This window comes from Kitasatospora sp. NPDC051853 (genome assembly GCF_044452665.1).
Taxonomy (GTDB): Bacteria; Actinomycetota; Actinomycetes; order Streptomycetales; family Streptomycetaceae; genus Kitasatospora.
Genome location: NZ_JBITBY010000006.1, coordinates 246,352 through 265,875, shown reverse-complemented (window position 1 = coordinate 265,875; position 19,524 = coordinate 246,352). Strand labels below are relative to the sequence as shown.

Genomic DNA, 19,524 nt, shown 5'->3' with positions numbered 1-19,524 from the left:
CTCAAGAGTGCTTGAGCACCACGGCGTCGTGCGCCGCGATGACGACGGTGCCGCTCAGCTGACGCCCGGTCAGCAGGTCGACGCCGTCGGTGGGCAGGGTCACGGTGGCCGGCTCGGCCCCGTGGTTGAGCAGGAACAGGTGGCCGTCGCGGCGGCAGAGTTCGACGCCCTCGGGCAGCTCGGTGCCGACGACCCCGGCGGCGGCCAGCACCGCGTCGAGGAAGGGCGCCGGGTCCTCCGGCAGGCAGCTCAGGTAGGTGGCGGTGCCGTTCCGGGTGACGGCCGGGCGGCCGTCCAGCGGGCCGCCCCGGTAGCGGGCGAGCACCTCGGCGCCCTCGGTCTCCAGCCACTCGGTCCAGGTCCGCGCGGTGACCTCCTGGCCCCCGTCCGTGACGAGTTCCTGGACCTCACCGTCCGGCAGCGGCCAGAACTCCTCCACCCGCACCCCGAGCAGCTCCCGCAGCGGCCCGGGCGCCCCGCCCTCGTGCACCTGGTCGTCGGCGTCCACCACTCCGCTGAACGGTCCGACCACCACCTGGCCCCGGAACGCGGCCAGGTTGGCGGCCTGCTCCTCCGTGCAGAGGTAGAGGTTGGGCGCGATGACCACCCGGTAGCCGGAGAGGTCCCGGCCGGGCGGGGTGAGGTCCACCGCGATGCCCCGGGCGTGCAGCGGCGCGTACCAGGCCAGCAGCAGCTGATGCAGCTTCAGCCGGTTGGACGGCAGCGACTCCGGGGCCTCCAGGCCCCACCAGCTCTCCCAGCCCAGCACCAGCGCGACCTCGGCCCGGGTCTCCGTGCCGGCCACCCCGGCGAGGCGCCGCACGTCCGCGCCGAGCGCCACCGTCTCGCGCCACTGCCGAGTGTCGGTACCGCCGTGCGGGAGCATCGCCGAGTGGAACTTCTCCGGGCCGTACCTGGCCTGGCGCCACTGGAAGAACATCACCCCGTCCGAGCCGTGCGCCAGCGCCTGCAGGCTGTGCAGCCGCATCACGCCGGGCGCCTTCGGCACGTTGACCTCGCGCCAACTCACCGCGCCGGGCGCCGACTCCAGCAGCAGCCAGGGCTGCCGCTTGAGCGAGCGCATCAGGTCGTAGCTGAGCGCGACCTTGACGTGCGCCCTCGGGTCGGCCGGGTCGGGGTAGGCGTCGTCGGTGACGAGGTCCTCGGCGGCGGCCCACTTCCAGTAGTCCAGGTCGCGCAGCACGCTCATGAAGTTGGTGGTCACCGGGACGTCCGGGGTGACCTCCTTGAGCACCGCGCGCTCGGCCTCGAAGCAGGCCAGCAGCGCGTCGCTGGAGAACCGCCGCCAGTCCAGCAGCTGGGCCGGGTTGACCGGGCCCGGGGCCTTGCGGGGCGGTTCGAGCTGCCCCCAGTCGGTGTAGTGCTGGCCCCAACAGGACGTCCCCCAGGCCGCGTTGAGCCCGTCCAGGGTGGTGTACCGCTCGCGCAGCCAGCTCCGGAAGTCACGGGCGGACTCCTCGCAGAAGCACTCGGTGGTGTGGTCGGCGTACTCGTTGCCGACGTGCCACATCACCAGGGCCGGGTGGTCCCGGTACCGCTCGGCCAGGGCCCGGGCGAGGCGGACGGCGGCCGCCCGGAAGACCGGGGAGGAGGGGCAGTACCCCTGCCGGGAGCCGAACTCCAGCCGGGTGCCGGCCGCGTCCTGCGGCCGGATCTCGGGGTGCTGCCGGACCAGCCAGGGCGGTGGGGTGGCGGTGGCGGTGGCCAGGTCGGCCGCGATCCCGTGCTCGTGCAGCAGGTCGAGCACCCGGTCCAGCCAGCCGAACTCGTAGACGCCCGGGGCCGGTTCGAGCCGGGACCAGGAGAAGACCGCGACGGTGGCCACGTTCACCCCGGCCTCGGCCATCAGCCGGACGTCCTCCGCCCAGACCTCCTCCGGCCACTGCTCGGGGTTGTAGTCGCCCCCGTAGAGCAGCCCCGGGACACGCGTCAGGCCCATGGATCCGACTCCCCCTCCGGCCATCCGAATTTTGTATTCAGAATACTTAGTTCAGTACTCTGCATTCGGTCAAGAGCTATGCTGAGATCCGACCGATAGGGGGCCCGATGGCGATCGAACGCCGTCCGCTGCGCGAGCAGATCCGCGACGAGCTGATGGAGCGGCTGACCCGTGGCGAGTTCGCCGCCGGCACCGACGTCAACGAGGCCGTGCTGGCAGCCGAGTTGGGAGTGAGCCGGACCCCGCTGCGGGAGGCGCTGATCACCCTCGCGGGCGAGGGCGTACTGGAGAGCAGCCAGGGCCGGGGCTTCCGCTTCGCCCCGGTCAGCCGCCGCGAGTTCCGCGAACTGGTCGCCATAGTCGCCGCGTTGGAGTCGCTGGCGCTGGAGTCCTCCGACCCCGGGCACCTGGCCGCGATCGCCCCGCGCCTGCTGGAGCTGGCCCAGGGCTTCCCCGACGCGATGGCCGAGCACGCCGTGGTCGACCGCCTCGACGACGAGTGGCACGGCCTCCTGCTCGGCGGCTGCCCCAACGGCCGCCTGCTCGACCTGCTCTCCCGGGTCAAGGCCGGCATGCGCCGCTACGAGAACCTGGTCATCGCCGAGGACCAGCTGGTCGCCCGGCAGTCCGAGGAGCACTGCGAGATCGCCCGCCGCCTCCTCGACGGCGACCTCCCCGGCGCCACCGCCGCCCTGCGCGCCAACTGGGTCAACGGCATGGAGCGCATGCTCGCCCACATCCCGGAGGACTGACCGGGCCGGGGGCACCACGGTCCGGCGCCCACGGCCCGCCGCCCTCACCGGCCCGCCGCCACCCAGAAAACTCCGTCGGTCCACGGAACTTTCCTCCGAGCACCCCGGGGCCACCGGCACCGGGCTAGGGTGGGCGCCCACTGCTCCCTAGCAGGACGAGCGGTCCGACCAGGGAGGAAGCCGTGCGCCCAGCCAGGCCTGTCGAGACCCCGGCCCCGCTCGTCGGACGGGAGGAACTGCTCACCGACCTGGCCGCCGCGCTCGCGGGACCGGCCGGGATCGTGCTGCTCACCGGACCGGCCGGGGCCGGACGGAGCGCGGTGGTGGGCGAGCTGGCCCGGCTGCCGCTGCCCGGCGGGCGGCCGCTGCTGACCGGACGGTGCACCGGCGGTGGGCAGGGCTTCCCGCTCGGCGCGCTGGTGGACGCGCTCGCCCCGGCCGCCGGCCTGCTGGCCGCCACCACCCTGCCGCCCGTCACCGGAGCCCTGCACGCGCTGCTCCCGGAGCTCTCCGAGCAGCTGCCGCCGCCCCTGCCCTCCGGCGAACTCCACCTGGTCTTCCGGGGTTTGACGGCCCTGCTGGCCGAACTCCGGCCGGTCCTCGTCCTGGAGGACCTGCACGGCGCCGACCCCCTGACCGTCCGCTTCCTCCGCCACCTGGCGGCACGGCCATCCGTCACCACCGGCCTGGTGCTGACCAGTCGCCGCTCCCCCGCCGCCGAACTGACCCTGGCCGGCATCCTCGCCGACGCCCGCTGCCCGGCCGTCGAGCTCACCGTCGACCCCCTGACCCCGGCCCAACTCGCCCTGCTGCCCGGCGCTTCCGGCGCCCCGGACGACCTCCTGGCCGAGGTGCTGCACCGCACCGGCGGCCTGCCCGGCCTGGCCTCCGCCCTGCTCGCCACCGCGTCGGCCGTGCCGGCCGGCTCCCTCCCCCCGGCCGCCCGCCGCGAGCTCCTCGGGCGCCTCTCCGAACTACCCGACCAGGCACAGCAGTTGATCCAGGCGGCCGCCGTCCTGGACGCCCCCGTCACCGCCCCCACCCTGGCCGCCGTCGCCGGCCTCACCCCCGCCGAGGCGGCCACCGCCCTGCCGCCCGCCACCGAGGCCGGGCTGCTCGCCGGACACCCCGACGGCACCTTCGGCCCCGCCCACCCGCTCGCCCGGACCGCCGCCGCCGAACTCACCGGCCCCGAACGCCGCCGCCAGCTCCACCTGCGGGCCGCCCGCCGCCTGCGCTCCGGCCCCGACCGCGCCCCGCTGGCCGAACTCGCCCGCCACCACCGGCTGGCGGCCTCCCCGCAGTGGCCGCAGTACGCCGAGGCGGCGGCCGACGAGGCGGCCCGGGCCGGGCGCGGGGCGGAGGCGGTCGAGCTGCTCGACGCGGCGGCCCGCGCCGGCACCGGCGGACGGCGGGCCCGCCTGGCCCTCAAGCTCAGCCGGGCCGCCCTCACCGGACGCCCCCGCCCCGGCACCGTCCCCTTCCTCCGCGAGGTGCTGGCCGAGGAGCCGATGCCCACCGCACTCCGGGGCGAACTCCGGCTCAACACCGGCATGTTGCTCCGCAATCAGGCCGGGGCCGGGGTGGCCGGACGGGAGGAGATCGCCGAGGCGATCACCGACCTGACCGGACGCCCCGAGCTGGCCGCCCGGGCGATGTCCGCGCTGGCCATCCCCTCGGTGAGCGGCTGGCCGTTCCGGCGCCACCTCCAATGGCTGGACCGTTCCCAGGAGTTGGCCGCCGAGATCGGGGACGCCGACACTCGGATCGCGGTGCAGGCCAACCGGGTCAGCACCCTGATGTTCATCGCCGACCCGGCCGCCTGGACCGCCGTCCAGGAGCTGCCCGCCGAACCCGCCTCCCCCGCCGGCCGCCTCCACCTCACCCGGGCCCACGCCAACCTCGCCCACGCCTGCGTGGTGCTCGGCCACCCGCACGCCGCCGACCGCTTCCTGGCCCGCGTCGACGAACTCCTCGCCGACGCCGACAGCCCCTACTACCGGGGCCTCGCCCACACCGCCCGGCTGCTGCTCGACTGGGCCGGAGGCCGCTGGGAGCAGCTCGACACCCGGGCCGCCGCCGCGGTCGCCGACTACGCCGACCTCCCCGACCTGGCCGCCGAGGCCACCCTGCTGCGCGGCCTGCACGCCCTGGCCACCGGCCGCACCGGCACCGCCCGCCAGTACCTGACCCAGGCCCAGCAGACCGTCCGCCAGGACACCGGCATGGTCACCGCCGCCTCCGCCGGGGCCCTGGCCCGCCTCGAACTCGCCGCCGGACGGCCCGCCCGGGCCCGCAGCCACACCGAGCCCGCCCTCGACGCCCTGCGGCGGATCGAGGCCTGGGTCTGGGCCGCCGAGGTGGTGCCAGCCGCCGTCCAGTCCCTCATCGCCCTGGGCGACCGCCCCGCCGCCACCGCACTCACCGAGGAGTTCGCCGCCGGCCTCGCCGACCGCGACGCCCCGGCCGGCCGGGCCGCCCTCGCCACCTGCCGCGCCCTGCTCGCCACCCGCCCCGAACCCTGGACCGAGGCCGAACACGCCTGGGCCGCCGCCGACCGCCCCTACGAACAGGCCCGCGCCCGGCTCGCCCGCGGGCGCTGCTCCCTGACCACCCCCCAGTCCGCGGCCCCCGACCTGCTCGCCGCCCTCGACCGCTTCACCGCCCTCGGCGCCGGCTGGGACACCGCCCTCACCCGCACCCTGCTGCGCGACCACGGCATCACCCCGCCCACCCGCGGCGGCCGCCGCCCCTACGGCGACGCCCTCTCCCCCCGCGAACGCGAGATCGCCGAACTCGCCGCCACAGGCCTGCGCAACGCCGAGATCGCCGAGCGCCTGGTCCTCTCCCACCGCACCGTCGAGCACCACGTCGCCAACGCCATGCGCAAACTCTCCGTCCCCTCCCGCACCGCCCTGGCCCCCGCCCTCACCCCGGCCGACCCCACTCCCTGACGGCCGCCAGCACGAGGGCCCGGTGCCCGGCGGCCAAGCCGGTCAGGTCGGCGCGCAGCCGCTCCAGCCACTCGGCCTCGTCCGGGCCGGGGCGGCCCAGGGCCCGCGTGATGCGGACGAGCGAAACCGCGGCGTTCAGGCCGGCGAAGAGCGGCAGCCGGGCGACGTCCTCGTCGGTCAGCGGGCGGACGGTGCGGTAACCCTCCAGGAATTCCCGGTAGTCGGCCCGCCCCTCGGCGCCTGCCAGATCCCGCAGGGCGAAGGCGATGTCGGCGGCGTACCAGGAGAGGGCGGCCTCGTCGAAGTCGTAGGCGGTGGGCCGCCCGCCGCTCCAGGCCAGGTTGTCGAGCTCGAAATCCCCGTGCACCACGCCCCAGTTCCCGGCATCACGCGGAAGCCGGTCCATCCACCCGGCGAGCTCCGCGACCGCCGCAACGAGCTCGGCGTCCTCCCCGAACATCCCTGCCACGTCCGACAGTTCGCCGAAGGCCTCGGGAAGCCCCGGCCCCGTCCCCGCCGCCTCCCGGTGCAGCCGGGCCAGCGCCGCACCCCACTCCCCGGCCAACTCCCCGGTGAGCTCCTCCACCCCCAACGCCTCCCCCGGGGCAGACTCGACGACCATGGCGCACACCGGCCCGAGCCCGGTCGGCACCGTCACGGTGAGCTCCCCCGACACGGCCGGGACCGGCCGGACCACGGCGGCCCCCGCCCCGTGCAGCCGGGCCATCAACCCGGCCACCCCTGCCAGGCGTTCGGCCCTCCCGTACGCATCGGACACGAAGCGCAGGTAGCGCCGGGCCCCGTCCCCCGGCAGGACGAACACGTGGCAGGCACTGGACCGCCACCACCTGGCGCTCCCGGGCGGGTACCCCCACGCGGCGGCCACCCGGTCGGCAACGGCACTCGTCCAGTCCTCGGCGACGGTCCGCTTCATCCGGTCGATCTCTGTCAATGGCATCATCGCGCGCCAGTGTTCGCACCGCGCCCACCCGTCCGCAACTCGATTGCCGCTCCCGCGCTCCACCCCTAGGTTGGCGAGCATGACCGACAGGCCCGGGTACGTCACGCTCGTCTGCGACGCCGTCCCCCACGACCTCGTCCTGCTGGACGTCGGCCCCGCCCCGCTGGCGGTCGCGCAGGCGTACCGGCAGTTCTCGGGCCTCGGACTGTGGCGTGCGCAGCAGGCCGTGACGGCCGCGCCGCCCGTCCTGCTCGCCGAGTACGTCCCCGAGGAGTACGCGGTGGCGGTCGCCACCCGCCTGACCGCGGCGGGTGCCTCGGCCACCGCCCTGCCTCACGGCGCGGGCCGAGGCACCACCGGTGTCACCGCGGACGCTCCACCAACTTCCCGTCCGGGCCCATGACGTAGACCCTCGGCGGAGGCATCGCCGCCACCCGGGCCCGGAGCGCGGTCTCGGCCTCGGCCGGGTCCGGCGCCTGCGGGTCACGCACGCGGAAGCCGCGCAGCCGCACCTCACCCGGGTTCACGTCCCCGGGCTCCGGGCGGCCCTCCACGATGAAGCCGAAGAGGCCGCGCAGCGCGTCCTCGCCCAGCTCCAGTGGGTGGAAGGGGAGCGGGTAGGGCTCCTCGTCGTCGTCCGGCCAGAGGCTCTCCTCGACGGAGCGTTCGCCGGCCCAGTAGGGGTGTTCGAAGGGGAAGGGGGCGCCGGTGTTCTCGATGATGCCGTCGTCCGGGGAGAGGCTCAGCGCGCGGACCACCTGACCGTCCTGCCAGACGGCGAAGGCCAGCCAGTCGACCACGCTGTGCATGGCGTGCAGCACCATGCGGCGGCCGGCGCCCTCCGCCACCACCTCCGCCGGGAGCTCCCTCGTCGGGTTGTCCACCATCACCCGGCGGTCGCAGACCACGTCCAGCCCGGGCCAACTGCCCGCGTAAACCAACCCCTCGGGAGGCCGCACCTGCTCGGACAGGGTGGACCCCTCGATCTCCTCGACCTCCCAGCCCGGGTGGAGGCGCCGGACCAGGGCGGCCGTCCGCTCCCGGTCCGGCTCGCCGGCTCCCTTCAGCAGGCCGGGCACGTCACCGTCACCGCTGCCGTCCAGGTACGCCACCAGACCGGTCTTGGCTCCCACGAGGTCCTCCCACGTCGATCGTCCGTCCTCGTCGGCACCCTAGGCCGGGCCGCCGACACGGGAGGTCAGCGCACCACCCGGTAGGCCATGTACACCACCTTCGACGCGAAGGTCCGGGTCTCCACCAGGTCGAGGTCCACGTGGCGCTCCGCCTGTGGGAAGAACGGGACGCCGCCGCCGACCAGGACGGGGCAGACCCGGGCGCGGTACTCGTCGATCAGGTCGAGGGCGGCGGCCTCCGCCGCGAGGGTGGCGCCGCCGATGGCGATGTCCCCGTCCCCCGGCTCCGCGCGCAGCCGGGCGATCTCCTCCGCCAGGCCGCCGGCCGCCAGCCGGGTCGCGGTGCCCCGGACCTCCGTCAGGGTGCGGGAGAAGACCACCTTGGGCAGCGGGCACCAGACGTCCACCCACTCCTGCTCCGCCGGGTCGGTCGTGTTGGCCGGGTCCTCCCAGTAGAGCATCGTCTCGTAGAGCCGACGGCCCATCAGGTGGACGTCCACGCCCCGCACCTCCTCGATGCAGAACCGGAACACCTCCTCGTCCGGGTCCCCCCAGTCGAACTTGCCGTCCGGCCCGATGACGTAGCCGTCCAACGAGACGCCCATCGAGTAGGTCACCTTGCGCATCAGAAGTCCTCCTCCACAACGGACTTCGACAGTACGGCCCCGCGGCGCGCCCGGCCGGGGCACGACGCGCGGCGGGGGCGGCTCAGTTCGCGCCGACCCGGACCAGCCCGGTCTCGTAGGCGAGGATGACCAGCTGGGCCCGGTCGCGGACGCCGAGCTTGGCGATGGCGCGGGTGACGTGGGTCTTGGCGGTGAGCGGGCTGATGACCAGGCGGCCGGCGATCTGCTCGTTGGAGAGGCCGGTCGCGATCAACCGCGCCACCTCGCGTTCCCGTTCGGTGAGCACGGCGAGCCGCTCGGCGGTGTCGGTGGGGGCGGCCGGCCGGTGGGCGAACCGCTCGATCACCCGGCGGGTCACCCCGGGCGAGAGCAGGGCGTCGCCGGCCGCCACCGCCCGCACGGCCTGGCGCAGTTCGTCCGGTTCGGTCTCCTTGGTGAGGAATCCGCTCGCGCCCGCCCGCAGCGCCGCGAAGACGTACTCGTCCGTCTCGAAGGTGGTCAGGACGATGACCCGACAGCCCGTCAGTTCCGGGTCCCCGACGATGGTGCGGGTGGCGGTGATGCCGTCGGTGCCGGGCATCCGGATGTCCATCAGGACCACGTCCGGGCGGAGGGCGCGGGCGGTCCGGACCGCCTCGTCGCCGGTGCCGGCCTCGCCGACCACCTCGATGTCCTCGGACCGGTCCAGCAGACTGCCGAACCCGGCCCGGACCAGCGCCTGGTCGTCGGCGAGCAGCACCTTGATCGTCATGCCCGGAAGCCTGGCACGGGAATGACCGCCCGCACCAGCCACCCACCCCCCTGCCCGGCCCCGCGCGGCCCTGCGGCGAACTCCCCGCCGAGCGCCGCCACCCGCTCGCCCATCCCCCGTATCCCGTGCCCCGACGATGGCGACCCACCGTCGGAAGCCGCCGCCGACACCGCCGACGCGACCCCGTCGTCCAGGACGGTCACCTCGACCTGCCCGTCCGCGCACCGGACGGAGACCTCGGCCCGGGACGCCCCGGCGTGCCGAACGGTGTTGGTCAGCGCCTCCTGGACGACCCGGTGCACCGCCAGCGAGGCCGGGGCCGGGAGGGCGGCCAGATCGCCCGTGGTTTCGAGCCGGACGTCCAGCCGCGCCGACCTGGTCCGCTCGACCAGCGCCGCGACCTCCGCGGCACCGGCGGCCGGCTCCACCGGTGTGCGGCCCGGCGTGCGCAGCACGTCGACCAGCGAACGGAGGTCCCGGACCGCCTCGGTGCGGACCTGCTGCGCGGTCGCCAGCGCGGCCCGGGCGTCCTCCGGGGAGTCACCCAACGCCTCGGTGGCCACCCGGAGTTGGAGCCCGACCACGGTGAGGGTGTGGCCCACCACGTCGTGCAGCTCGCGGGCCATCTCCAGCCGCGCCTCGGCGATCCGCCGGCCGGCCTGCGCCTCCCGCTCCTGCTCCGCCCGGAGCACCCGCTGCTCCAGTTCCGACCGCCAGCGCAGCCGGTTGCGGTGGGCGGCGGCCGCGGCGAGCAGCAGCGCCAGCCAGAGCGCCTCGACCCCCAGCGAGCCGATCGCCGCCCTGGCACCGACCCCGCCCGCCGTGGTCTCCCAGCCCACCGCGAAGGCGAGTTGGGCCGCGCCGAGGCCGACCGCCCACGGCAGTCCGGGGCGTCCGGGCCGGTCGTCCGCAGCCAGCACGGCGTACGCGGCGGAGGCCGGCCACACCCACCCGAGCTCGGTGAGCCCCGAGGTGCGGAACACCAGCACCGCCTGGAGGCTCAACAGCAGGACCAGCAGCGGCCGTTGACGCCCCGCCAGGAGCAGCAGGCCCAGCCAGAGGGCCAGCGGTACGGTGCCCGCCAGGTCCAGCCGGCCTCCCGCGCGGGCGGTGCCCGCCGGCACGGCGACGACGGTGACGGCGGCGAGCGACCAAGCGGCAAGCGGCCGGGCGGCGAGCAACCGGGCGACGAGCGACCGGGCGACGAGCGACCGGGCGACGGAGCTCCGCGCCCCCGGCGCGGGAACGGTACGGGTCATGCGGTGATCATCCACGACGCCGCTCCCCGCCACGGCCCGCCCCCGCCGCCAGAGCCACCAGGGCCAGGGCGACCCACCCCAGGTCGGCGGCGAGCACCAGGCGCTCGGCCAGCCCGACCAGCGTCGGGGCACCGCCCAGCCCGAGCGAGGGCCCGCCGTCCATCACGTCCACCAGGAAGACCGCGAGCACCGCGGTCGACGACACCGTCGCCGCGACGAGGACATTCAGGGCGGTGCCCAGCCGGGGCCACCGGGCCACCGGTCCGCCGCGCAGCAGCCTTCCGCGCAGCAGCACGGCGGCCGTCGGCAACGCCGTGAAGGCGAGGAACGCGGCACTGCCGTGGACGAGTTCGGCCGTCGAAGGGCGGCTCCAGTGACCGGGCGGGTCGGCCGGGAAGACCGCCGCGACCGCCAGTCCGGCCGCCCACACCGCCAGGGCGACCCGCCCCGCCCGTCCGACGGCGACCCGCCCCGTCCGTCCGGCGGTGGGTCCGAGCCGGAGGGCCAGCAGTCCGGAGGCCGCGGCAACGGCCAGCAGCGCCAAGGGGAGCAGGCCGCCGGCGGTGCCGTGGACGTACCGGCTCAGGGTCTCGCTCACCAGCGCGTACCGCGGGTTCAGCCCCTCGACCGCCACCATCGCCAGTGCCCCGCCACCGATCAGGGCAAGCCCCGCCCCGGTCGTGTTCACGCTCTTCATGCCGTCCTCCTCGGGTGTCGTCCGGTACGTGACGAACCTACGGAGCGGGGCGGGGTGACCGCGTCCTCCCGATGCCGACTCCTCGCGCTGCACCGGATGGTGACGTCGGCCCGCCCGTCTGCACCATCGGGTGTACGCCACGGGGAAGGAGCCCGGTGGAAGGGGACCGATGAGGCACCGGTTTTCTGGGTGCTCCGGGGCCCTTCTCTGGGTGCGTCCGCCCCTGGCTGCCGTACCCCGCGCGGCCCGATGCTCTTGCCCAACGGCCGAGCGGCCCGCACCCTCCCCACAGATCCGGTGCGGCCACGGCCAGGTGGGGGCGGCACCCGGCGCACCGGTCGGGGCGCCGCCGCCCACCGTCCCCCTCACTTCCCTGCTCCAGGAGACCCCCACATGAAGCTCCGAAGCACGGCCACGGCCGCTGCCCTCCTGCTCGCCACCCTCGGCGCCCCCGTGCTGGCCGCCGCACCGGCCATCGCCGCCGAGGGCACCGTGGTCGGCACCGACCGCCCCGGGGTGATCGAGGGCTCGTACGTCGTGACCCTCGCGGACGGCCTCACCGCCTCCGAAGTCCCGTCGAAGGCCCAGCAGTTGGCGGCCCGTCACGGCGGCAGCATCAGCCAGGTGTACAGCGCGGCGCTGCACGGCTTCGCCGTCCGCCTCTCCCCCGCCGCCGCCCGCCGGCTGGCCGCCGAGCCGGGTGTGCGCCGGGTGGAGGCCGACGGCCTGGCCCACGTCACCGGGACCCAGTCCAACCCGCCCTCCTGGGGCCTGGACCGGATCGACCAGGCTTCCCTGCCCCTCGACAAGGCGTACACCTACCCGGCCACCGCCTCCAACGTCACCGCCTACGTGATCGACACCGGTGTCCGGCTGACCCACCAGGACTTCAGCGGACGGGCCGTCAGCGGCTACGACTTCGTGGACAACGACTCCAACGCCTCGGACTGCCAGGGCCACGGCACCCACGTGGCGGGCACCGTCGGCGGCTCCTCCTACGGCGTGGCCAAGGGCGTGAAGCTGGTCTCCGTCCGGGTGCTGGACTGCAACGGTTCCGCCCCCTGGTCCACCGTCATCAAGGGCGTGGACTGGGTCACCGCCAACGCCGTCAAGCCCGCCGTGGCCAACATGAGCATCGGCGGCGACACCGACCAGACCCTCAACGACGCGGTGGCCAAGTCGATCGCCTCCGGCGTCACCTACGCCGTCGCCGCCGGCAACAGCTCCAAGGACGCCTGCACCTCCTCGCCCGCCTCCCTCGGCGCGGCGATCACCGTCGGCGCCACCGACTCCTCGGACTCCCGCGCCTCGTACTCCAACTACGGCACCTGCCTGGACCTGTTCGCCCCGGGCTCGGCCATCGTCTCCGCCTCCAACAGCGGCGACACCGCGAGCACCAGCATGAACGGCACCTCGATGGCCTCCCCGCACACCGCGGGTGCCGCGGCCCTGCTGCTCTCGGCCAACCCGTCCTGGACGCCGCAGCAGGTCCGGGACCAGCTGGTCGCCGACGCCACCACCGGCAAGGTGACCAACGCCGGCAGCGGTTCGCCGAACCGCCTGCTGAAGGTCGGCGGGGGCACCACCACGCCGCCCACCGGCAAGAAGTTCGAGAACACCGCCGACTACACGGTCAACGACAACACCACCGTGGAGTCCCCGGTCTCCGTCACCGGCGTCAGCGGCAACGCCCCGTCCAACCTCTCCGTCGCGGTGGACATCCGGCACACCTTCCGCGGTGACCTGCGCCTCCAGCTGATCGCCCCGGACGGCAGCGCCTACCTGCTCAAGGACTACAACGCCAACGACAGCGCGGACAACGTGCAGGCCACCTACACCGTCAACGCCTCCTCGGAGACCGCCAACGGCACCTGGAAGCTCCGGGTCACCGACAACGCGGTGAACGACACCGGCTACGTCAACGCCTGGTCGCTGCAGTTCTGATCCACCGTCACCCGACGAGGGCCGGACACCACCGACGGTGTCCGGCCCTCCGGCGCGTCAGGGCCTCCGGCGTGTCAGGCCCTCCGGCGCGTCAGGGCCGTGGCCAGGGACGTCCCGAGATCCGCTCGATCGAGCCGTTGAACCGCTGGAGGTACCCCGCGAAGGCGGCCACGTCCTCCTCGCTCCAGTCGTCGAGCACCGTCTCCAGGCCCGCGACGATCTCCGCGCGCTCCCGCTCCAGCGCCCGCCCGCCCTGGTCCGTGACGCGGAACTTGCGGGCGATGCCGCCGCCCTCGTCCGGGATCCGCTCGACCAGACCGGCCCGGGTCATCGCCGCCGTCTGCCGGTTGAGCGTGGAGGTGTCCAGCCCGAAGGCCTCGCTCAGCTGACCGATCGTCATCGGGCCCTCCACCCCCAGGCGGCTGAGCAGGATGTAGGCGCTGCGGTCCAGCCCGCCCTCGCGCTTGCCGCGCGGGCTCAGGTGGCTGTGCCGGCCGAGCAGCATGGTCTCGAACTCGACCTGCTGGGTGGGCCTCTCCATCGCGCGGTTCCTTCCCTGCGGCACCTGTCCCACCAGCAGGTATACCACGGGGATGTGCACCGTACATGCGTTGTGCATGATGCACATCGCATGTACGGTGCACGAGTACCTGCCGCACCCGAGGAGCCCCCGTGCCCGAGAACCCGTCCGATCAGACACCCCGCGCCGGAGCGGTCACCGGTGTGCTGGCGCTGGCCGGCATCGTCGCCGCCGTCATGCAGACCCTGGTGGTCCCGCTGATCGGCGACCTGCCCGCGCTGCTCTCCACCAGTGCCTCGAACGCCTCCTGGGTGATCACCGCCACCCTGCTCTCGGCCGCCGTGGCCACCCCCGTCGCCGGCCGGCTCGGCGACATGTACGGCAAGCACCGGATGCTGCTGGTCTCCACCGTGCCGCTGATCATCGGCTCGGTGGTCTGCGCGCTCTCCTCCTCGGTCGTCCCGATGATCGTCGGGCGCGGCCTCCAGGGCGTCGGCATGGGCGTCGTACCGCTCGGCATCAGCCTGCTGCGCGACCTGCTGCCGCCCGAGCGGCTCGGCTCGGCGATCGCCGTGATGAGCGCCTCGATGGGCGTCGGCGGCGCGCTCGGCCTGCCGTTCTCGGCCGCCGTCGCGGAGCACGCCAGCTGGCGGGTGCTGTTCTGGGTGGCCGCCGGGCTCAGCCTGCTGGTGGCCGTCCTGGTCGCCCGCCTCGTCCCCGCCGGACGGTCCGTCGACTCCACCGGCGGACGCTTCGACCTCCCCGGCGCGCTCGGCCTCGGCGCCGGACTGGTCTCCCTCCTGCTCGCCGTCTCCAAGGGCTCGGACTGGGGCTGGGGCAGCGCCACCACCCTCGGCCTGGCCGCCGCCGCGCTCGCCCTGCTGCTGCTCTGGGGCTTCTGGGAGCTGCGCACCACCGACCCGCTGGTCGACCTGCGGGTCACCGCCCGCCCGCAGGTGCTGATCACCAACGCGGCCTCGGTCCTGGTCGGCTTCGCCATGTACGCCCAGTCCCTGGTGGTCCCCCAGCTGCTCCAACTGCCCGAGGCCACCGGCTACGGGCTGGGCCAGTCGATGATGGCGATGGGCCTGTGGATGGCCCCGGCCGGGCTGGCGATGATGGTGCTGGCCCCGCTCGGCGCCAAGCTCTCCGCCGCCAAGGGCCCCAAGGTCACCCTGGCCGTCGGCAGCCTGGTGATCGCCCTCGGCTACGCCTCCGCGCAGCTGCTGCTCGGCTCCACCTGGGGCCTGCTGGTGGCCTCCCTGGTCTGCAACACCGGCGTCGGCCTCGCCTACGGCGCGATGCCCGCACTCATCATGGGCGCCGTCCCGCCGCGGGAGACCGCCTCGGCGAACAGCTTCAACACCCTGATGCGCTCCATCGGCAGCTCCGTCTCCGCCGCCGTCATGGGCGTGGTGCTGGCCCAGCTGACCACCGACTTCCACGGCCGCGCGCTGCCCTCCGAGCACGGGTTCCGGACCGCCCTGCTGATCGGCTCGGCCGTCGCCCTGGCCGCGGCCGCCGTGGCCGCCGTCATCCCGGCCGGCCGGCCCGCCACTGCCGCGAAGGACCCCGCCCCCGCCCCGGCCGAGGCGGCCCGCGCCTGACCCCGGCCGATCATGACGCCCCGTCAGTCGTATGCTCACCATCGGGGAACCATGACCGAGAGGGGAACGTCATGTCGGACCGGCTCACCGTCGGTGTGCTCGGCACCGGGATCATGGGCGCGGCGATGGCCCGCAACCTGGCCCGGGCCGGGCACACCGTCACCGCCTGGAACCGCACCCGCGCCAAGGCAGAACCACTGGCCGCCGACGGCGTGCTGGTCGCGGACACCGCGGCCGGGGCCGTCGAGGGCGCCGACCTGGTGCTGACCATGCTGCACGACGGCGCAGCCGTCCTGGACGCGATGGGCCGGGCCGTGCCCGGCCTGCGCCCCGGGGCGCTCTGGATGCAGTCCACCACCGTCGGGCCGGAGGACGTCGCCGCCCTGGCCGGGCTGGCCGGGGCGCACGGCCTGGTGTTCTTCGACGCCCCCGTGCTCGGCACCCGCGCGCCCGCCGAGGCCGGGCAGCTCACCGTGCTGGCCGCCGGGCCCGCCGAGCACCGGGCCGGTCTGGCGCCGGCCCTGGAGGCGGTCGGCACCCGCACGGTGTGGACCGGCGAGGACGGCGCCTCGGGCGCCGCCACCCGCCTCAAGCTGGTCGCCAACAGCTGGGTGCTGGCCGCCACCAACGCGGCCGGCGAGGCGCTCGCGCTCTCCCACGGCCTCGGGGTGGACCCGCGGCACTTCCTCGACCTGATCGCCGGCGGCCCGCTGGACATGGGCTACCTGCACGCCAAGTCGGCCCTGGTGCTGGAGGACCGGCTCAGCCCGGCCGCCTTCGCCGTCACCACCGCCGCCAAGGACGCCCGCCTGATCGTCGAGGCCGGCGCCCGCCACGGCGTCCGGCTGGACGTGGCCGCCGCCTCGGCCGAGCGCTTCGAACGGGCCGCCGCCCAGGGGCACGGCGAGGAGGACATGGCCGCCGCGTACTACGCCAGCTTCGAGCCCGGGGCCGAACCGGGCCGCTCCGCCTGACGGGCGGGGTCCGGCGCGGCCCGCGCGGCCGAGGCCAAGCTGACCACACGTCAGATCACGCGTCGGATCACGGTGTTGACCAGCTGGTTGCCGCGCCCTAGGGTCGCGGCAGCCAGCCGTCCGCACCGGAAGGATCCCCCCGATGAACCGCTACGAGTGGCTGCGGCGGATCCGCCGGCTCGACCCGGAGACCCAGTACACCGAGATCTACCGGATCATGAGCCAGCACGAGTTCCCCTGGGACACCAACCAGGCGCTCGGCTTCGCCCTCTACCGCACGTACGCGGTCCCCAGCATCGGCCGACTGCTCGCGGAGACCGGCGAGTTCACCGAGCGCGCGCAGAAGCGCTACGACGACACCGTGCTGATCCTGGAGGCCGTGGTCGAGCACGGCTTCCACTCCCCGCAGGGCCGCGAGGCGATCCGGCGGATGAACCAGATGCACCGCCGCTACGCGATCTCCGACGAGGACTTCGTCTACGTGCTCGCCACCTTCGTGGTGGTCCCCAAGCGCTGGATGGACGACTACGGCTGGCGGCGCTTCTCCTCCCACGAGGTCCGCGCCTCCGTCAACTACTACCGCGAGCTGGGCCGCCACATGGGCCTGCGCGACGTCCCGGAGACGTACCGGGAGTTCGAGACCCTGCTCGACGCCTACGAGCGCGAGCACTTCGGCTTCGACGCCGGCGGCCGGGCCGTCTCGGACGCCACCCTGGACCTCACCGAGAGCTGGTACCCGCGCCCGCTCGGCGGGCAGATGCGGCTCTCCGCGCTCTGCCTGCTCGACGACCCGCTGCGGGAGGCCTTCGGCTACCCCGCCCCGCCGGCCGCCCTGCGCGCGGCGGTCCGGGCCGGGATGCGGCTGCGCGGCCGCTTCGTCCAGTTGCTCCCCGCCCGCCGTGAGCCGCACTTCGCCCGGGACGGGCGGCAGGTCAGGGGCTACCCGAACGGCTACCGGCTGAGCGAGCTCGGCACCTTCGAGTCCGACGCCCCCGCGAAGTGCCCGTTCCCCCACTGATCCCGTACCGGGCCCGGTCGGCCACCGGGCCCGGACAGCGCAGTCCCCGGTACTTCCGTCCGTCTGCCGGGTCCGTGGCCGTCGCTCGCGGAGCCGCGCCCGGAGGGAGTTGCCGGGGGCCTGACCGGGGGGCTTGGACCTGATCGCGCGGGTGGCCGACGTCTCGGCCGGCGGGGCGACCCGTCCGGTGTTCCCGGGGTGTACCCACAAGTCTCCTCCGGATTCCGGACAGGTCAACCCCCTGAGCGGAACAAACCCGCACTACTGTGGTGCTGTGTCCGGTACCAGCGGCACTCACCACGGACGGCGGCAATGACAGCGCACCTCACCGGTCTCCCGGTCATCGACCTCTCGCTCGCCGACGGCTCCGCCGACGACCGCTCCCGGCTGCACGACGCGCTGCGCGCGGCCGCCACCGAGGTCGGGTTCTTCCAGCTCGTCGGCCACGGCGTGACGCCGGAGGAGACCACCGGGCTGACGGACGCCATGCACGCCTTCTTCGCCCTCCCCGAGGCGGACCGACTGGCCGTCAGCAACCTCAACTCCCCGCACTACCGCGGCTACACCCGCACCGGCACCGAGCGCACCGGCGGCAGCCAGGACTGGCGCGACCAGCTGGACATCGGCGCCGAGCTGCCCCCGCACGTGCCCGGCCCCGCGGAGCAGCCCTACTGGTGGCTGGAGGGCCCCAACCAGTGGCCGGCCGCGCTGCCCGCGCTCCGCCCCGCCGCCCTCCACTGGATCGACCGGCTCGGCCAGGTCGCCGCCAAGCTGCTGCACGAGCTGCTCGCCTCGATCGGCGCCCGCCCCGACTTCTACGACTACGCCTTCGCCGGCCACCCCCACCTGCGGCTCAAGCTGGTCCGCTACCCCGGCACCGCGCCCGACGGCGCCGGCCAGGGCGTGGGCGCCCACAAGGACTACGGCTTCATCACCCTGCTGCTCCAGGACACCGTCGGCGGGCTGGAGGTCCTGCTCCCCGACGACACCTTCCTCTCCGTCCCGCCGATGCCCGGTGCCTTCGTGGTCAACCTCGGCGAGCTCCTGGAGGTCGCCACCGACGGCTACCTGAAGGCCACCCGCCACCGCGTGGTCAGCCCGGCCGGGGCCCGCGAGCGCTTCTCCGTCCCGTTCTTCTACAACCCCCGCCTCGACGCCCACATCGAGCCGCTCGACTTCCCGAACGCCCACCACGCCCCCGGCGCCACCGAGGACCCGGCCAACCCGCTGTTCGCCGAGTTCGGCAGGAACGAGCTCAAGGGCTACGCGAGGGCCCACCCCGAGGTGACGAAGCGCCACCACCCGGAGCTGCTCTCGGTCTGACCAGGCCCCGGAGGGGCGCCCGGTCAGACTTCGTCGGCGGCGTCCTCCGGGACGACCGGGAGGCCCAGGGCGGAGCGGAAGCGCAGGTCGGCCTGGCCGTGGACGCGCAACTTGTCCACCTCGGCGAGCAGTTGGACGGATTCGGTCCGCGCCACCAGGTCGGCCTGCCGCGCCTGGGCCTCCAGCTCCGCCTTGAGCCCGGCCAGCTCCCGCTTCGGCCCCTCGCTCCAGCGGACGCCGTCCAGCAGGCCCGACTCCACCCGCAGCGCCTTGGCCAGGTCGGCGGCGAACTCCCGGTACTGGAGCGGGACTTGGGACGGCGTCTGCTCCGGCCACTGGGACAGCACCTCGTCGACGGGGTGCTCGGCCATCAGGTAGCCGTACTGCTCGGGCGAGTAGCCGGCCGTGCCCTTGGTGATCGAACCCCGCCGCGGCTGCGGGTGGGTGAAGTGGCAGACCATCCCCCGGCCCCCGAGCCGCCACTGGGCCTCGCTCGGCATCAGTGCGCCGATCCGGGTGCCGCGGGGGATCGCCGAGCGGTCGAGCACGTACCCGTACTGGCCGCGCCGGCACCGCCCCAGGACCATGGTGCGCAGCGCCTCGCTCCCCGGGTACGCCTGGTCGGCCAGGTCGTAGGCGCTGAACACCTCCATCCGGTGCGGCTCGGTGCAGGGCACCTCCTCGGCACGCGACAACTCGCCCGCCTCGCCCCGGAAGCACTCCCCGGGCTGCCACGGCTTCTCGGCGTTGCGGACCCGCTCCCCGACCTCCCGGACGGCCTCCGAGCCCTTGGTCACCACCACCACGGCGGTGGCGGCCACCAGGCCGACCGCCAGGACGAGGGCGGCCCAGGCGCCCGGGCCGAACCGCCGCCGGGAGCGCCCGGGCTGCCCGGGCAGCGCCGGGTAGGACGGCGCGGCGAAGGGGTTCGGCTCCTCCGCCGCACCGTCACGCGGGCTGCCCGGCCGGCCGGATGACGACGTGTCCACTGCTTCGCTCCCCCTGGTCCCGCCGCCACCACCAGCGATCGAACGGCTGCGCGAGC

17 protein-coding genes are annotated in these 19,524 nt (G+C 74.8%); 8 read left to right on the top strand and 9 right to left on the bottom strand.

Features of this window, described 5'->3' with window-relative positions; translation table 11 throughout:
* Window position 1: 1 nt before the first annotated feature.
* Window positions 2-1,960 carry a beta-galactosidase gene (locus ACIA8O_RS19305; protein WP_396295093.1) on the bottom strand — a complete coding sequence of 653 codons (1,959 nt, stop codon included), beginning with the start codon at window positions 1,958-1,960 and terminating at the stop codon, window positions 2-4.
* 107 nt (window positions 1,961-2,067) lie between these two features.
* On the opposite strand from ACIA8O_RS19305, the gene ACIA8O_RS19300 reads away from it, so the two are divergent.
* Window positions 2,068-2,712: a GntR family transcriptional regulator gene (locus ACIA8O_RS19300; protein ID WP_396295091.1), complete on the top strand. Its 645-nt coding sequence runs from the start codon at window positions 2,068-2,070 to the stop codon at window positions 2,710-2,712.
* Between the two features lie 182 nt (window positions 2,713-2,894).
* Window positions 2,895-5,666, top strand: coding sequence for an ATP-binding protein (locus ACIA8O_RS19295; protein ID WP_396295090.1), 2,772 nt, complete (start codon window positions 2,895-2,897; stop codon window positions 5,664-5,666).
* Here ACIA8O_RS19295 and ACIA8O_RS19290 read toward each other — a convergent pair.
* Window positions 5,641-6,627, bottom strand: coding sequence for a phosphotransferase enzyme family protein (locus tag ACIA8O_RS19290; RefSeq protein ID WP_396295088.1), 987 nt, complete (start codon window positions 6,625-6,627; stop codon window positions 5,641-5,643). The two genes, ACIA8O_RS19295 and ACIA8O_RS19290, sit on opposite strands and share 26 nt — an antisense overlap.
* 79 nt (window positions 6,628-6,706) lie before the next feature.
* Here ACIA8O_RS19290 and ACIA8O_RS19285 point away from each other — a divergent pair, with 79 nt between their 5' ends.
* Window positions 6,707-7,030 carry a ribosomal protein L7/L12 gene (locus tag ACIA8O_RS19285; RefSeq protein WP_396295087.1) on the top strand — a complete coding sequence of 108 codons (324 nt, stop codon included), beginning with the start codon at window positions 6,707-6,709 and terminating at the stop codon, window positions 7,028-7,030.
* Here the strand turns inward: ACIA8O_RS19285 and ACIA8O_RS19280 are convergent.
* The 5 genes from ACIA8O_RS19280 to ACIA8O_RS19260 all read right to left on the bottom strand — a co-directional run bounded on the left by ACIA8O_RS19280 (window position 6,990) and on the right by ACIA8O_RS19260 (window position 11,093).
* Entirely contained in the window at window positions 6,990-7,760 is a 771-nt protein-coding gene (locus tag ACIA8O_RS19280; protein WP_396295086.1) for a DUF6928 family protein, read from the bottom strand. The two genes, ACIA8O_RS19285 and ACIA8O_RS19280, sit on opposite strands and share 41 nt — an antisense overlap.
* A gap of 65 nt (window positions 7,761-7,825) precedes the next feature.
* Window positions 7,826-8,386 carry a dihydrofolate reductase family protein gene (locus tag ACIA8O_RS19275; RefSeq protein ID WP_396295084.1) on the bottom strand — a complete coding sequence of 187 codons (561 nt, stop codon included), beginning with the start codon at window positions 8,384-8,386 and terminating at the stop codon, window positions 7,826-7,828.
* Window positions 8,387-8,468: 82 nt separating this feature from the next.
* Window positions 8,469-9,137 (bottom strand): response regulator, encoded by a 669-nt coding sequence (locus ACIA8O_RS19270; protein WP_396295083.1) that lies wholly within the window; start codon window positions 9,135-9,137, stop codon window positions 8,469-8,471.
* On the bottom strand, window positions 9,134-10,396 hold the full coding sequence (locus ACIA8O_RS19265) for a sensor histidine kinase (protein WP_396295082.1): 1,263 nt from the start codon (window positions 10,394-10,396) through the stop codon (window positions 9,134-9,136). The genes ACIA8O_RS19270 and ACIA8O_RS19265 overlap by 4 nt, the downstream gene beginning before the upstream one ends.
* Before the next feature lie 7 nt (window positions 10,397-10,403).
* Window positions 10,404-11,093: a DUF998 domain-containing protein gene (locus ACIA8O_RS19260; protein ID WP_396295081.1), complete on the bottom strand. Its 690-nt coding sequence runs from the start codon at window positions 11,091-11,093 to the stop codon at window positions 10,404-10,406.
* A gap of 393 nt (window positions 11,094-11,486) precedes the next feature.
* On the opposite strand from ACIA8O_RS19260, the gene ACIA8O_RS19255 reads away from it, so the two are divergent.
* Window positions 11,487-13,037, top strand: a complete 1,551-nt coding sequence (locus tag ACIA8O_RS19255) for a S8 family peptidase (protein WP_396295080.1) — start codon at window positions 11,487-11,489, stop codon at window positions 13,035-13,037.
* Window positions 13,038-13,128: 91 nt separating this feature from the next.
* Here ACIA8O_RS19255 and ACIA8O_RS19250 read toward each other — a convergent pair whose 3' ends face one another.
* Window positions 13,129-13,578 (bottom strand): MarR family winged helix-turn-helix transcriptional regulator, encoded by a 450-nt coding sequence (locus ACIA8O_RS19250; protein ID WP_396295079.1) that lies wholly within the window; start codon window positions 13,576-13,578, stop codon window positions 13,129-13,131.
* A 131-nt stretch (window positions 13,579-13,709) separates the two neighbouring features.
* Here ACIA8O_RS19250 and ACIA8O_RS19245 point away from each other — a divergent pair, with 131 nt between their 5' ends.
* From ACIA8O_RS19245 to ACIA8O_RS19230, 4 genes are all read left to right on the top strand, one after another.
* On the top strand, window positions 13,710-15,164 hold the full coding sequence (locus ACIA8O_RS19245) for an MFS transporter (RefSeq protein ID WP_396295078.1): 1,455 nt from the start codon (window positions 13,710-13,712) through the stop codon (window positions 15,162-15,164).
* A gap of 71 nt (window positions 15,165-15,235) precedes the next feature.
* Window positions 15,236-16,138: an NAD(P)-dependent oxidoreductase gene (locus ACIA8O_RS19240; RefSeq protein WP_396295077.1), complete on the top strand. Its 903-nt coding sequence runs from the start codon at window positions 15,236-15,238 to the stop codon at window positions 16,136-16,138.
* A gap of 142 nt (window positions 16,139-16,280) precedes the next feature.
* On the top strand, window positions 16,281-17,156 hold the full coding sequence (locus tag ACIA8O_RS19235; RefSeq protein WP_396295076.1) for an oxygenase MpaB family protein: 876 nt from the start codon (window positions 16,281-16,283) through the stop codon (window positions 17,154-17,156).
* 312 nt (window positions 17,157-17,468) lie between these two features.
* Window positions 17,469-18,479, top strand: coding sequence for an isopenicillin N synthase family dioxygenase (locus ACIA8O_RS19230; RefSeq protein WP_396295075.1), 1,011 nt, complete (start codon window positions 17,469-17,471; stop codon window positions 18,477-18,479).
* Window positions 18,480-18,502: 23 nt separating this feature from the next.
* On the opposite strand, the gene ACIA8O_RS19225 is transcribed toward ACIA8O_RS19230, so the two are convergent.
* Complete coding sequence (locus ACIA8O_RS19225) at window positions 18,503-19,468, bottom strand: septum formation family protein (protein ID WP_396295074.1); 966 nt, start codon at window positions 19,466-19,468, stop codon at window positions 18,503-18,505.
* Between the last annotated feature and the right edge of the window lie 56 nt (window positions 19,469-19,524).

Coding starts and splice junctions, on each gene's coding strand:
- ACIA8O_RS19275 (WP_396295084.1), bottom strand. CDS start 8,386: ATGCGCAAGGTGACCTACTCGATGGGCGTCTCGTTGGACGGCTACGTC.
- ACIA8O_RS19250 (WP_396295079.1), bottom strand. CDS start 13,578: ATGGAGAGGCCCACCCAGCAGGTCGAGTTCGAGACCATGCTGCTCGGC.
- ACIA8O_RS19240 (WP_396295077.1), top strand. CDS start 15,236: ATGTCGGACCGGCTCACCGTCGGTGTGCTCGGCACCGGGATCATGGGC.
- ACIA8O_RS19265 (WP_396295082.1), bottom strand. CDS start 10,396: ATGACCCGTACCGTTCCCGCGCCGGGGGCGCGGAGCTCCGTCGCCCGG.
- ACIA8O_RS19290 (WP_396295088.1), bottom strand. CDS start 6,627: ATGATGCCATTGACAGAGATCGACCGGATGAAGCGGACCGTCGCCGAG.
- ACIA8O_RS19285 (WP_396295087.1), top strand. CDS start 6,707: ATGACCGACAGGCCCGGGTACGTCACGCTCGTCTGCGACGCCGTCCCC.
- ACIA8O_RS19300 (WP_396295091.1), top strand. CDS start 2,068: ATGGCGATCGAACGCCGTCCGCTGCGCGAGCAGATCCGCGACGAGCTG.
- ACIA8O_RS19270 (WP_396295083.1), bottom strand. CDS start 9,137: ATGACGATCAAGGTGCTGCTCGCCGACGACCAGGCGCTGGTCCGGGCC.
- ACIA8O_RS19255 (WP_396295080.1), top strand. CDS start 11,487: ATGAAGCTCCGAAGCACGGCCACGGCCGCTGCCCTCCTGCTCGCCACC.
- ACIA8O_RS19260 (WP_396295081.1), bottom strand. CDS start 11,093: ATGAAGAGCGTGAACACGACCGGGGCGGGGCTTGCCCTGATCGGTGGC.
- ACIA8O_RS19305 (WP_396295093.1), bottom strand. CDS start 1,960: ATGGGCCTGACGCGTGTCCCGGGGCTGCTCTACGGGGGCGACTACAAC.
- ACIA8O_RS19235 (WP_396295076.1), top strand. CDS start 16,281: ATGAACCGCTACGAGTGGCTGCGGCGGATCCGCCGGCTCGACCCGGAG.
- ACIA8O_RS19230 (WP_396295075.1), top strand. CDS start 17,469: ATGACAGCGCACCTCACCGGTCTCCCGGTCATCGACCTCTCGCTCGCC.